The sequence below is a fragment of the Plantactinospora veratri genome (assembly GCF_036421995.1).
GTDB lineage: Bacteria > Actinomycetota > Actinomycetes > Mycobacteriales > Micromonosporaceae > Plantactinospora > Plantactinospora veratri.
The window spans coordinates 180,020-192,173 of sequence record NZ_JAZGQL010000028.1 but is presented as its reverse complement, the minus strand read 5'-3'; the positions used below and the strand labels follow the sequence as shown (position 1 = coordinate 192,173).

The window sequence follows — 12,154 nt, the reverse complement described above, 5'->3', positions numbered from 1 at the left end:
CCCGAAGCCGCACCCAGGAGTTCGAGGATGTCAGCGAAGCCGCGTGCCGAATCCGAAAGCCGCCCGACGAGCCATGACGACGCACACCGGGCGATGCTCGACGCGGCGGCCCTGCGTTACGCCGAGCGCGCCGCCGGGCTGCCGCCCTCGCAGCGGGCCGGCGCGGCCGAGGAACTGGTCCGCCTGGCCCTGCCGCTGGTGCACGGCCTCGCCCGGAGGTACCGGGACCGGGGCGAGCCGGTGGAGGACCTCCAACAGTCCGGGAGCCTGGGGCTGATGCTGGCGATCGCGCGGTTCGACCCGGACCGTGGACCCTTCAGCGCCTACCTCGCCACCACGGTGCTGGGCGAACTGAAGCGGCATTTCCGGGACCGCACCTGGGGGGTACACGTCCCCCGCCAGCTACAGGAGCTGTCCCAGGAGACCCGGCGCCACACGGCCACCCTGACGCAACGACTGGCCCGCGATCCGACCGACGCGGAGCTGGCCCGGGACATCGGCGTCTCGGTCGTGGAGCTTCGGCAGGCCCGGTTGTCCTCCCTCGGCTACCGTCCCGCCTCCTTCGACGCGCCCCTGGGCGGCCGGGACGACCCGGGCGCCACGCTGGCCGAGCAGTGTGGCGAACCGGACGCCCTGCTCGAAACCGTCGACGAGCGGGTCACCCTGCGGCGGCTGCTGGCGCAGTTGCCGCCCCGCGAGCGCGATATCCTCACCCTGCGCTTCTACGGGAACCAGACACAGTCGGAGATCGCGCAACGCCACGGAATCTCCCAGATGCACGTCTCCCGGTTGCTGTCCCAGCTGCTCTCCTGGCTCCGCGCGGCGATGCTGACCGACGAGCCGCCAGCCTGGCGCGGGTACCAGCCCGGGGAGTGGCCGCCTCCGTTGCGGCTGAGTGGACAGCTCCGGGACGGCCTCCTGCGGATCCGGGTCGACGGCGAGGTCGATCACGACAGCGCCGGTCAACTTCGGGACACCCTGCTGGAGTCGGTCACTCGGACCGCTGCCGAGCGGCTGGAGGTCGACCTGCGGCACGTGCCGTTCGTCGACGCGGCCGGGGTGGCCGCACTTCTCGCCGGCTACGAGGCCAGCCGCGCCGCCGGCTGGACGTACCGGCTGGTAGGCCCGTCGCCGACCGTCGCCCGGGTACTCCGGCTCTGCGGGCTGGCGCCCCTGATGCCGGAGTGACCGACTCCGGCGCAGACGACGGCGTCCGGGTTCCCGACCGGTGGTACCCGGAACCGCGCGAGACCGGACCGGGCTCGCGGCGCGGCCGGCGGGATCGGCGTCGACGGCCACCCGTCACTCCGACTCGGCGGCGCCGCCGGTCCGCCGGTCGTCGCCGGTCCGCCACCGGTCGTTCTCCGCGCCGCCTCGGTCGGGGCCGCCGAGATCGTCGTCCGGCTCCACCACCGCATGCTCGGGACGGCGTACCTCGGACGGCTCCGGTACCTCGACCGGACGGGCACCGGACCGGGGCTCCGGCTGGTGCTCCTCGGCCCGGCGCGCACCTCGGGCCCCACCCGGCGCGGGCCGATCGGACCGGTCCGGGCTGGAGTCGGGCCCGAGCACCTCGGCCAGTTCCTGCGGCGGCCTCGTGGAGCGTTGCGGCAGGTCCCGGCCGAGGTCGGCGACGAGGGGACCGTACTTGACGTCGAAGGCGGGCCGCTCGGAGCGGATCCGGGGCAGCCGGTCGAAGTTGCGCAGCGGTGGCGGGCAACTCGTCGCCCACTCCAGCGAGTTCCCGAAACCCCACGGGTCGTCGACCTCGACGACGCGGCCGAAGCGCCAGGACTTCCAGACGTTGTAGAGCAGGTACAGCGTCGACGCGCCGAGGACGAGGGAGCCGACGGTGGAGACCATGTTCAGGGTGGTGAAGCCGTCGGTCGGCAGGTAGTCGGCGTACCGGCGGGGCATGCCCTCGTTGCCCAGCCAGTGATGGACCAGGAACGTGGTGTGGAAGCCGACGAACATGGTCCAGAAGTGGATCTTGCCGAGGCGCTCGTCGAGCATCCGACCGGTCATCTTGGGAAACCAGAAATACACCCCGCCGAACGCGGCGAAGACGATGGTGCCGAAGAGTACGTAGTGGAAGTGCGCCACCACGAAGTAGGTGTCGTGGGTGTGGAAGTCGATCGGTGGGCTGGCCAGCAGCACCCCGGAGAGTCCACCGAAGAGGAAGGTGGCCAGGAAACCCATGGCGAAGAGCATCGGCGTCTCGAAGGTGAGCTGCCCCTTCCACATCGTGCCGATCCAGTTGAAGAACTTGACTCCGGTCGGCACGGCGATCAGGAAACTGAGGATCGAGAAGAACGGCAGGAGCACCTGGCCGGTGCCGAACATGTGGTGCGCCCAGACGCTCATCGACAGCCCGGTGATCGCCAGCGTCGCCGCCACCAGCCCCTTGTAACCGAAGATCGGTTTACGGGCGAAGACCGGGATGATCTCGGTGATGATGCCGAAGAACGGCAGCGCCACGATGTAGACCTCGGGGTGGCCGAAGAACCAGAACAGGTGCTGCCACAGCAGCGGTCCGCCGGTTTCGGCGGAATAGACGTGCGCGCCGAGCTTGCGGTCCGCGAGCAGGCCGAGCAGGGCCGCAGCGAAGAGCGGGAACACCAGGATCGCCAGTACCGAGGTGAGCAGCATGTTCCAGGTGAGGATCGGCATCCGGAACATGGTCATGCCCGGTGCGCGCAGGGTCAGGATGGTGGTGATCAGGTTGACCGAGCCGAGGATCGTGCCGAGCCCGGTGACCACCAGACCGACGATCCACAGGTCGCCGCCGACACCCGGACTGTGCTCGTACCGGCTCAGCGGGGTGTAGGCGGTCCAGCCGAAGTCGGGTGCACCGCCGGGGGTGAACAGGCCGCCGACCACCAGCAGCGCCCCGAAGAGATAGAGCCAGTACGCCAGGGCGTTCAGCCGGGGGAACGCGACGTCCGGGGCGCCGATCTGCAACGGAACGAGATAGTTGGCGAAGCCGAACACCAGCGGGGTGGCGAAGAGCAACATCATGATCGTGCCGTGCATGGTGAAGAGCTGGTTGTACTGCTCCGGCGAGAGGAACTGCATCCCCGGCCGCCCCAACTCGGCCCGCATCAGCAAGGCCATCAACCCGCCGACCAGGAAGAAGCCGAACGAGGTGACGAGATACATCAGGCCGATCTGCTTGGCGTCCGTCGTCCTGAGCAGCGCGCTGAGCACCCCGCCCCGGAGGGTACGACGGACCGGCCCCGGATAGCTGGACTGCTGCGGAACCAGCATCACCCGCGGTGTCGCGCCTCGCCGCTGCGGTATCGTCTCGCTCACAGCAACTCCCTCTGCTCGCCGGCGCTCGAAGCCGGGCCGCTACCCCGGATTCCTCCCGCGAAACCTGCTCGTCGGGTCCACCTTGTGCTGCCCGGAACGACCCGGGCGGCAGTCGCGGCCGGCGGCCGGAGCACCCCGCCGCCAACGCCTCCGCCGCCAACGCCTCCGCCGCCAACGCCTCCGCCGCCAACGCCTCCGGCGTCGCGCCCCGTCGAGGTTGGATGTCCACCCGTCGTTTGGCTGTCCCGGATGGGGGTAGCGCACCCTTCGAAGGAGACGGCGACCACGACGCGGAGCTGGCAGACAGCGGGCCGGAGCGCCTCGAACGGAGGAGTGGGAGATGACCGAGGGTGCGAAGCGACAGGGCGGCGAGCGCGGCGCGGCGGAGGAGCGCAGCGGGGTACCGGTGACGCCGACCGAGGAGCGCGCGAGCGAACGGCCGCCGGGCCACCCGGAAGGGCACGAGGAGGACTCCCGGATGGAGGGCTACGCGGAGGCCAAGAGCGACGAACGGAACCGGGCCGGGTGACCCGGCCGGCAAGCGGCAACGCGCCTGCCTCCTCGGCGCGGCTCCACTCGCGGCGCCGCCCCGCCGACCCGACGGGACGGAGATGACCAGGTCCGCGCTGGCCTCGGTGGCGGCGTCCAGTGAGTGGCGGGGCGACGACGGCGTACGCCAGCCGGCCGGTGAGGTGCACGCGTGGCGGCCGGGACAGAACCAGACCCTCTGCGGGCTGGCACTGAGCCGTTCCGCGCTGCGGCGCTTCCCGCACGTCAGCTTCGAGTACGCCGCCACGGACGTACTGACCGACAGCGACCAGGTACGGCACATCTGCCCGCGCTGTCTCGCCGCGACCGGTGGCCGGCGGGACCGTCGGCCCTGGACCCGCGACTCACCACGTCCCTGACCAGGAGCGGAGCGGACCCACCCCGAGTACGTCGACGACGGTTTCCGGCGGGGCGGACCGGGCGCTCACAGGTCCCGGCGCTGGAAGGAGGCCGCCGCCAGTCCGAGGGCGAGGACCACCCAGAGGCCGGTCCAGCCGAGGTAGCCGGGGGTGAGCCCGGCCTCGCTCAGGAACGGGTGTCCCTTGAACGCCTCCTGGAACTGCAGCAGCAGGGTCGGGTCCTGGAAGGCGTTCATGGCGCCGCGCCACAGCCCGTCGGTCGGCAGCAGCATCCGGGAGACGGTGCCGATCCGGGCCACACTCTCGTTGCCGAGCGCCTCGCCGAACGCCCCGACCACGCCGCCGATCCAGGTGGCGCCGAAGAGGCCGACCGCGACGACTCCGGACGCCATCGGGGAGACGGCGGTGGAGAGCAGCAGGCCGAGGGTGAGCAGGACCGCCGCCTGCGCGGCGAGCAGCGCCAGGCCGGTGACCGGTCGCGGCGGCCAGTAGCCCGTGGTGGTCCGGACGATGATGAGCTGGGCGAGTCCGGCCACGGCCACGAAGCCGCTGCCGAAGGTGACCAGCCCCAGCCACTTGCCGAGCAGCACCGTCGCGCGGCGTACCGGGCGGGCCAGGACCGCCAGTGCGATCCCCGTCTCCGTCTCACCGGCCAGGGTGGGGCCGGCGAGGAACGCCGTACCGAGCGCGGCGGTCAGGCTCAGGCCGAACATCACCAGGTTGAGGACCATCGCCGCCGCCAGTCGGGCCTCTCCGCTGGTCAGGCCGCCGAAGGTGGCGTCGATCCGGGAGAATCCGAAGGCGCTGACCCCCAGCAGTACGACCGTCAGCGCGACGAGCGCCAGCAGCACCCGTCGGCGCGCGGCCTCCCGGACGGTGAGCGTGGCGACGGTGAACACGGTGCGGGCGGTCATCGGTGCTCCTTGCTGTGGCCGGTGCGCAGGATGTCGAGCAGCCGCTCCTCAAGGCTGATCCGCCCCGGCTCGACGGCGTGTACCCGTACCCCGAGGCGGACCAGGTCGGCCACCAGGCCGGGTACGGTGTCGTCGTCCTGCTCGGCGGGGAAGGTGACGGTGAAGGTGTCTCCGCTGCGGACGAGCGGGCCGGCGGCGGCGAGCCGGGCCTCCGCCCGAGCGCTCACCCCGTCGAGGCGGAGCCGCAGCTCACGCTGGCCGAGCAGCTCCGTGAGGGTACCGGATGCGGCGACCCGTCCCCTGTCGAGAATGACCACCCGGTCACAGACCCGCTCGACCTCGCCGATGAGGTGCGAGTTGAGCAGGACGGCGATTCCGCGGGCCTTGAGCGAGAGCAGCAGGTCCCGCACGTCGGCCCGGCCGACGGGATCGAGGGCGCTGGTCGGCTCGTCGAGGACGACGAGTTCGGGGCGGGCCACCAGCGCGACGGCGAGCCCGAGGCGCTGCTGCATGCCCTTGGAGAAGCCGCCCACCCGGTCCGCGGCGCGGTCGGCGAGGCCGACCTGGGCCAGACACTCCCGCTGCTGCGCGACCGGCACCGGAACACCGGCGAGCCGGACGTGCAGGGCCAGCACCTCGGCGGCGGAGAGCCATGGCTGGTACCGGAAAAGCTCCGGCAGGTAGCCGACCCGGGCTCGGGAGTGCGGGTCCCGGCCCGGACGTCCGAGCAGCAGCACCTCACCGGCGTCGGGCCGGACGAGCCCGAGCAGCATCTTGATGACGGAGGTCTTGCCGGCTCCGTTCGGTCCGAGCAGGCCGACCACCTCGCCGCGGCCGACGGTGAGGGAGACGTCGTCGACCGCGACCCGGCGCCGGTACCGCTTGCGCAGCCCCGAGCACCAGACGGCCGGCGACGGGGGCAGTTCGGCGAGGAGCCGGTCGGCGGACTCGGGGGAGGGGTGCCCGTCCTGCCGGGTGCTCGGATCGGCCGTCACCGGTGCCACCTCAACCCGCGGGCCACCGACAGCACCTCGTCGGTGCTCAGCGAGCCGGTCACCGCGTTGAGGACGCCGTCCCTGACCCAGAACACGGCGGCGAGCGTGCCGTCCCTGGTGGTGAGGACCGTGGCCGGCGCCCCGTCGACGTCGGCGGGGAAGGTTGTCTCCTGACCGGTCTTCACGATCAGCGGCAGGGTCGTCCCGCTCTCGGTGAAGCCGCGCAGTTGGGACGCCACGTCCTCGGGCAGTCCGGGCAGCGAGAGCAGATAGTCGCGGGCGGTGCCGAACGGTATGCCCGAGGAGTAGATGGTCGGCGCGACCGCGCGGCCGACGATCATGGAGGGCCCGCCGTGTGCCTGCGACCAGACGGCGGCGATGCCCGGACCGGCGGTCATCCTGAACGGGCTGCCGTCGAGCCCCGGCGGAGGCGGGGGCAGCGGTGCACCGACGACGGCGGCGGTCCGCGCCGCCTTCTCCACCGAGAAGGTGAAGGTGGCGCTCACCTGGTCACCCACGTGGAACGCCGGTTCTCCGGTCACGCCCCGGGGCAGCTTCGCCACCCGTGGCGCGGTCAGCCCGGTGGCCCGCTCCGCCGCGTCGGCGTCGGCGACCGGGCGTACGTCGGCAATCTTGGTCACCGTCGCCTCGCCGTAGGCGGAGAGGTCCGGCAGCCGCAGCAGGTCGGCTTGGGTGATCGTGATCGGGGCGACCCGCTCGGCACGGAAGATCGGCAGCCAGTTCGCGGCGGCGGCGGTGGTGGCCCCGGTCAGCAGCGCGACGGCGGCGACACCGGCGAAGAGCGGGCTGCGCAGCGCCGTACGCCATCGGGGGGCGCGGGTGGCCACGGCCACCTGCCGGGGCCTGTCTCCGGCGACCGCGCGGGAGAGGCGGTGCCAGCCGTTCTCGACGTCGCTGGGAAGGTCGACATCGAGCGCCGCTGCGGCGAGCGCGGCGTCCCGGCGGGTGGTCGCCAGCCTCGACCGGCACTCCGGGCAGTCCGCGACGTGCTGGCGGTGGACGTCGGCGACGCCGCCCGGCTCGTCCAGAAGCCGGCGCAGCATGCCGTCAGTCGGATGACGCATGACGGTTCAACTCCTTGCGTAGGGCGGACTCGGCGCGGCGCACGACGGTGCCCACGCTGCCGGCGGAGATGTCGAGGGCGGCGGCCACCTCGGCGTAGCTCAGGCCGCTGTGCCGCAGTACCAGGGCCACGGCCTGCCTGCGGGGCAGCCGGGCCAGCGCTTGCCGCACCCGGCGGCGTTCGTCCAGCGTGACGACCATGTCGGCGACGTCCGGGCCGGCGGCGTCGCCGACGCCGACGGCCTCCTCCCGCGAGGCGCGGCGCCGCCCGGTTCGGAGATGGTTCAGCGCGGTGTGCGCTGCGGCCACGCACAACCACCCCACCGCCTCGCCCGCCGGCACGGTGGAGCGGCCGAAGGTCAGGAAGACCTCCTGCGCCACGTCCTCGGCCTGGTCCCGGGAGCCGAGCACCCGGGCCGCGACGGCAACCACCCGGGGGTAGGTGGCCCGGAAGACCTGCTCGAGGTCGGCACGGACGCTCTTTCGTCCCAGCGGCGTCGACACGGCCACGGCATCCTTCCGTCCGGCTGGTCCGGCTGGTCCGGCTCGTCCGGCCGTCCGGCCGCCGGCGGACGGCACCGCGGCGACCACCGAGGCCAGCACCGTCGCGCCCCGCCCGACGAACTCCACATTTTCCTGCACGTCTGCGAAGCACCGCCGACGGCCCGGATGTGACACCGGCGCCGGAACGGGGCGGCGCAGCGGCCACCCCGGCCGGCCCGGAAGCCGCCCTCGGCGCGGGCCGGATGGGACTTCCGGCTACGCCGGGTGGGTGGGGATCGGGGCCGCGTCCGCCGCGCCCGGGGACGCCGCCCGGGCCGCCCACTCCTCGTCGGCGGCCCGCTTCCTGGCCAGCCCGTCCCGGCCGTCGTAGCGCAGGAACGCCGGCAGGGCCGCCGCCAGCGCCAGCGTGCCGACGACGCAGAGCACACCGCCGGAGACGATCGACCCGCCGATGCCCATGAACCGGGCGGCGACGCCGGAGCGGAGCTGGCCGAGCAGCGGCCCGGTGGCGTACGAGAGCATCTCGATTCCGGCCAGCCGGCCACGCAGATGATCGGGGATGGTCTGGTTCCACATGGTCATCCGGAAGATTCCCGAGACCATGTCGGCGGCACCGGCGAAGGCGAGGAAGACGAGCGCCAACCAGAGCCAGTCGGTGAGGCCGAAGCCGATGATCCCCACGCCCCACAGCCCGGCGGCGATCACGACCATCAACCCGTGCCGGTGCACCCGCCCGGTCCACCCGGAGGTCAGCGTCGCGAGCAGCGACCCGACGGCGGGTGCCGCGTAGAGCAGGCCGAGTACGGCAGGGCCGCCGAGCTTGGCCGCCATGAAGGGGTAGAGCGCCTGCGGCATCCCGAAGAACATCGCGTTGATGTCCACCAGATAGGTACCGAGCAGTTCGGGGCGGCTCCGCGCGTAGCGCAGACCGGTCACCACCGAGCGCAGCGACGGGCGCTCCGCGGCCGGCGGCGGTGGTACGGCCCGGATCAGGTAGAGGCAGACCAGGGAGAAGGCGAACGTACCGAGGTCGACCGCGTAGACCCAGGGCATCTCGACCGACGCGATCAGCAGGCCGGCGACGGCGGGCCCACCGAGTTGCGCGATCTGCATCCGCAGCGAGTTGAGCGCGCTCGCGGCCGGGATCTCGTCCAGTGTGACGACGCGCGGGGTCAGCCCCTCCAGCGCCGGCCGCTGGATGCCGTCGATCGCCGCGGTGAGCCCGGCGATCACGTAGAGCAGCCAGAGGTGCGGCCGGTCGAAGAGCGAGTTGACCAGGAGCACGCCGCAGAGCGCGGTGAACGCGACCTCCGCGCCCAGCACCAGCGCCCGGCGGTCGAGGTAGTCGGCCAGGGCGCCGCCGACGAAGGCCATCACCAGCAGGGGTACGAGTTCACAGACGCCGAGGAGACCGACGAGCAGCGGATCGTCGGTCAGCGCGTACACCTGGAAGGGGATGGTCACGTACGTGATGAACGACCCGAACCCCGAGACACCGCCTGCCGCGAAGAGCAGCCGGTAGTCCCGCGACGTGCGCAACGGCGTGACGTCGAGCGCCATCCGGCGGAGCAGGCGTTTCACGAAGCGTGATGGTGCACCACCGGCGGGTGGGTGTCGACCGGATTACCCGCCCCGGCACTGTCCGGACGTGCCAGATCGACGGTACGGCGACGAGGCGTTTTGAGCCGGACCACGGTGGGGCATATCCGTCGGTCAGAGGAAGGAGCGGACGAGATGAGCGATGTCACCCGCAGCAGCGCGGCCGACCCCGACCAGGCGCCGACCGCCGAACTGGTCCGCCAAGCCGCCGAGCAGATCTCGCACCTGGTCCGGAGCGAGCTGGCCCTGGCCAAGGCGGAGATGACCGAGAAGGGCAAGCGAGCCGGCGTCGGTGCCGGCCTCTTCGGTGGCGGCGGGCTGGTCGCCCTGTACGGGGTGGCGGCGCTGCTGGCCAGCCTCATCCTCGGGTTGGCCGAGGCGATGCCGGGCTGGCTGGCCGCGTTGATCGTGTCCGTGCTGCTCTTCGCGGTCGCCGCCGTGCTGGCCCTCGTCGGCCGCCGGCAGGTACGGCAGGCCGCTCCACCGCTCCCTGAGGAGGCAATCCGCAGCGTGCAGGCCGACATCGACGAGGTGAAGGAGAGGGCACACCGATGAGCACGAGTACCGGTAAGGCAGGCGCGGATCCGCGTACCACCAGCGTGGCCGGGACGGTCGCGCCGCAGTCGGCGGGTCCGGAGGCGATCCGGGCCGACATCGCCCGGACCCGGGCGGAGTTGGGCGACACCGTGCAGCATCTGGCGGAGCGGGCGGACGTCAAGACGCGCGCCAAGGAGAAGGTCGCCGAGGTGAAGGATCAGGCCGGACAGGTCCGGGACCTGGCGGCGGAGACCGCGCAGGTGGCGGCGGTACGGGCCGGGGAGGTCGGCCGGCGGGCCGCCACGAGGGCGCGGCAGCGGCCGGCGCCGTACGTCGGCACGCTCTTCGCGCTCGCCGCCGCGGTGGTCACGGTGGTGCTGTTGCGCCGTCGGGGCACGGCCAAGCCCCGGGCCCGGCTGCGGCGTTGGCGGGCGCGGTAGCCACCCGACGGTGTCGACGCCTGGGTCGACCCAACCTGAGAGGCAGGCTCCGCGATGGTGGAGAAGAGCACGGACCGCGCGCACCGTGACGACCAGGTCGCCGACGGCGGGACGGTGCCCGCGAGTCGACGCCCGTCGGCGCCGCAGGCGGGCACGCACGGCGCCGGTGACGCCCCGGACCAGCCGACCAAGCTCGGCCTACGGGGCTGGTGGGGGGTACTGCGTCGCACCGTGCGCGAGTTCGGCGACGACAGTCTGACCGACTGGGCGGCCGCGCTCACCTACTACGCCGTCCTGTCGATCTTCCCGGGCCTGCTGGTCCTGGTCTCGGTGCTCGGCTTGATCGGCGACTCGGTACTCCAACCGCTGATCGACGACATGGGCAAGATCGCACCCGGTCCGGTGGGCGAGATCCTGAAGACCGGGGCCCGGAACCTCACCGAGGCACAGGGCACCGCCGGACTCTTCGCCGTCGTCGGTCTGGCCGTCGCGCTCTGGTCCGCGTCCGGGTACATCGGGGCGTTCATGCGCGCCTCCAACGCCATCTACGACGTGCCCGAGGGCCGCCCGATCTGGAAGACCCTGCCGATCCGGGTCGCGGTCACCATCGTGGTCGGAACCCTGTTGGCGGTCAGCGCCCTGATGGTCGTCTTCACCGGCCGGCTCGCGGAGTGGGCCGGTGACGCGCTCGGCGCGGGCTCGACACTGATCACCGTCTGGAGCGTGGCGAAGTGGCCGGTCCTGCTGGTGCTGATCAGCCTGATGTTCGCCATCCTGTACTGGGCCGCGCCCAACGCCCGGCAGGGCGGTTTCCGGTGGATCACTCCCGGCGGCCTGCTGGCCGTGGTCATCTGGATCATCGCCTCGGCCGGGTTCGCCTTCTACGTGGCGAACTTCAGTACCTACAACACGACCTACGGCACCCTGGGTGGTGTCGTCATCTTCTTCGTCTGGCTCTGGATCTCGAATCTGGCGGTCCTGCTCGGCGCCGAGTTCGACGCGGAGCTGCACCGGGGCCGCGCCATCGCCGGCGGGCACCCGGAGGACGAGGAGCCGTTCGTCGAACTCCGCGACACCAGGAAAATCAAGGAAGGCAAGGACCGGGGCTTGGCCTGACCGGCGGGGCCCCGGTCGCACCCGAGGGCCCGAACGGCCGGGCGCGGGGCCGAGGCGTGTTAGGAAGGGCCCCCGCTTATACAAAAAGCGATAAGCGGGGGCCCTTCCTAACACGGGTTGGCCGGGCCGGCGGTCTGCGGCACGCTCAGCGTCGTCGGCGAGGTCGGTGCTGGGCCGGGCGCTGTCGGCGGTAGCCGAGGTAGCCGGCGAGCAGCAGGGCGCTGGCGGCCGCGACGAGGGCGAAGTGGCGGTTCTGGCCGGGCGGCCGGTCCCGCTGTTGCCCGGGCGGGGCCGCCTGGGGCGTGCCGCCGCAGGAGACCGAGCGAGGTTCGCCCGGCCCGGCGGCGGTGGGCGGTGGCACGGTCAGCCGGGTCTGGCAGTACCCGATGCCGGGCGCCGCGACGTCCACCGTCGCGGTCCACTCACCGGCGGGAAGGGTGCCCCCGTAGCGGATCACGGACGGGGTCCGGGTGTCGATGGCCCGGAGCGGTACCGGACCGATCCGTACTCCGTCGTCGGCCTGGGCGTTGATCGTGGCCACCACCGGGCTGGTGACCGGATGCCCGTCCGACCACGTGACGTCGACCCACACGCTCCCCCGCCCGTCGTGGTGCACCACCGTCCGCACGTCGAGGTGGGCACCGGCCGGGGCGGTGGTGGCGAGCAGCAGCGCGAGCAGCGGGGCGGTAAGCAGCGCGAGCCGCCGTGCCCCGACGGCGGCGCCGGCGCGGAAACTGCCCACCTGG

The 12,154-nt window shown here is 72.6% G+C and carries 13 protein-coding genes; 6 read left to right on the top strand and 7 right to left on the bottom strand.

Annotated elements, in window-relative coordinates; all coding sequences use genetic code 11:
* Positions 1-27 precede the first annotated feature (27 nt).
* The gene (locus tag V1634_RS28875) at positions 28-1,188 is read left to right on the top strand and encodes a sigma-70 family RNA polymerase sigma factor (protein WP_331210879.1); all 1,161 of its coding nucleotides are present in this window, start codon (positions 28-30) and stop codon (positions 1,186-1,188) included.
* A gap of 114 nt (positions 1,189-1,302) precedes the next feature.
* On the opposite strand, the gene ctaD is transcribed toward V1634_RS28875, so the two are convergent.
* On the bottom strand, positions 1,303-3,267 hold the full coding sequence (gene ctaD, locus V1634_RS28870; RefSeq protein WP_331210903.1) for an aa3-type cytochrome oxidase subunit I: 1,965 nt from the start codon (positions 3,265-3,267) through the stop codon (positions 1,303-1,305).
* A 385-nt stretch (positions 3,268-3,652) separates the two neighbouring features.
* Between ctaD and V1634_RS28865 the strand changes: the two genes are divergently transcribed.
* Positions 3,653-3,841 (top strand): hypothetical protein, encoded by a 189-nt coding sequence (locus V1634_RS28865; protein WP_331210878.1) that lies wholly within the window; start codon positions 3,653-3,655, stop codon positions 3,839-3,841.
* An 82-nt stretch (positions 3,842-3,923) separates the two neighbouring features.
* Positions 3,924-4,220: a hypothetical protein gene (locus V1634_RS28860; RefSeq protein WP_331210877.1), complete on the top strand. Its 297-nt coding sequence runs from the start codon at positions 3,924-3,926 to the stop codon at positions 4,218-4,220.
* Positions 4,221-4,285: 65 nt separating this feature from the next.
* Here the strand turns inward: V1634_RS28860 and V1634_RS28855 are convergent, their stop codons facing one another.
* The 5 genes from V1634_RS28855 to V1634_RS28835 form a co-directional block, all read right to left on the bottom strand.
* A complete protein-coding gene (locus tag V1634_RS28855) occupies positions 4,286-5,134 on the bottom strand; it encodes an ABC transporter permease (RefSeq protein WP_331210876.1) in 849 nt (282 codons plus the stop codon).
* Positions 5,131-6,129 (bottom strand): ABC transporter ATP-binding protein, encoded by a 999-nt coding sequence (locus V1634_RS28850; RefSeq protein WP_331210875.1) that lies wholly within the window; start codon positions 6,127-6,129, stop codon positions 5,131-5,133. The genes V1634_RS28855 and V1634_RS28850 overlap by 4 nt, the downstream gene beginning before the upstream one ends.
* Entirely contained in the window at positions 6,126-7,214 is a 1,089-nt protein-coding gene (locus V1634_RS28845) for a hypothetical protein (RefSeq protein WP_331210874.1), read from the bottom strand. The genes V1634_RS28850 and V1634_RS28845 overlap by 4 nt, the downstream gene beginning before the upstream one ends.
* Positions 7,198-7,716 (bottom strand): sigma-70 family RNA polymerase sigma factor, encoded by a 519-nt coding sequence (locus tag V1634_RS28840; protein ID WP_331210873.1) that lies wholly within the window; start codon positions 7,714-7,716, stop codon positions 7,198-7,200. Before V1634_RS28840 ends, V1634_RS28845 begins: the two co-directional genes overlap by 17 nt.
* 255 nt (positions 7,717-7,971) lie before the next feature.
* Positions 7,972-9,297: an MFS transporter gene (locus tag V1634_RS28835; RefSeq protein WP_331210872.1), complete on the bottom strand. Its 1,326-nt coding sequence runs from the start codon at positions 9,295-9,297 to the stop codon at positions 7,972-7,974.
* 153 nt (positions 9,298-9,450) lie between these two features.
* On the opposite strand from V1634_RS28835, the gene V1634_RS28830 reads away from it, so the two are divergent.
* The 3 genes from V1634_RS28830 to V1634_RS28820 are packed head-to-tail and all read left to right on the top strand — an operon-like array spanning position 9,451 to position 11,408.
* On the top strand, positions 9,451-9,870 hold the full coding sequence (locus V1634_RS28830) for a phage holin family protein (protein ID WP_331210871.1): 420 nt from the start codon (positions 9,451-9,453) through the stop codon (positions 9,868-9,870).
* Positions 9,867-10,292 (top strand): DUF3618 domain-containing protein, encoded by a 426-nt coding sequence (locus V1634_RS28825; protein ID WP_331210870.1) that lies wholly within the window; start codon positions 9,867-9,869, stop codon positions 10,290-10,292. Before V1634_RS28830 ends, V1634_RS28825 begins: the two co-directional genes overlap by 4 nt.
* A 54-nt stretch (positions 10,293-10,346) precedes the next feature.
* Positions 10,347-11,408, top strand: a complete 1,062-nt coding sequence (locus V1634_RS28820; protein WP_331210869.1) for a YihY/virulence factor BrkB family protein — start codon at positions 10,347-10,349, stop codon at positions 11,406-11,408.
* A 145-nt stretch (positions 11,409-11,553) separates the two neighbouring features.
* On the opposite strand, the gene V1634_RS28815 is transcribed toward V1634_RS28820, so the two are convergent.
* The gene (locus tag V1634_RS28815; protein ID WP_331210868.1) at positions 11,554-12,150 is read right to left on the bottom strand and encodes a hypothetical protein; all 597 of its coding nucleotides are present in this window, start codon (positions 12,148-12,150) and stop codon (positions 11,554-11,556) included.
* Between the last annotated feature and the right edge of the window lie 4 nt (positions 12,151-12,154).

Coding starts and splice junctions, on each gene's coding strand:
- V1634_RS28875 (WP_331210879.1), top strand. CDS start 28: ATGTCAGCGAAGCCGCGTGCCGAATCCGAAAGCCGCCCGACGAGCCAT.
- ctaD (WP_331210903.1), bottom strand. CDS start 3,267: ATGCTGGTTCCGCAGCAGTCCAGCTATCCGGGGCCGGTCCGTCGTACC.
- V1634_RS28865 (WP_331210878.1), top strand. CDS start 3,653: ATGACCGAGGGTGCGAAGCGACAGGGCGGCGAGCGCGGCGCGGCGGAG.
- V1634_RS28860 (WP_331210877.1), top strand. CDS start 3,924: ATGACCAGGTCCGCGCTGGCCTCGGTGGCGGCGTCCAGTGAGTGGCGG.
- V1634_RS28855 (WP_331210876.1), bottom strand. CDS start 5,134: ATGACCGCCCGCACCGTGTTCACCGTCGCCACGCTCACCGTCCGGGAG.
- V1634_RS28845 (WP_331210874.1), bottom strand. CDS start 7,214: ATGCGTCATCCGACTGACGGCATGCTGCGCCGGCTTCTGGACGAGCCG.
- V1634_RS28830 (WP_331210871.1), top strand. CDS start 9,451: ATGAGCGATGTCACCCGCAGCAGCGCGGCCGACCCCGACCAGGCGCCG.
- V1634_RS28825 (WP_331210870.1), top strand. CDS start 9,867: ATGAGCACGAGTACCGGTAAGGCAGGCGCGGATCCGCGTACCACCAGC.
- V1634_RS28820 (WP_331210869.1), top strand. CDS start 10,347: ATGGTGGAGAAGAGCACGGACCGCGCGCACCGTGACGACCAGGTCGCC.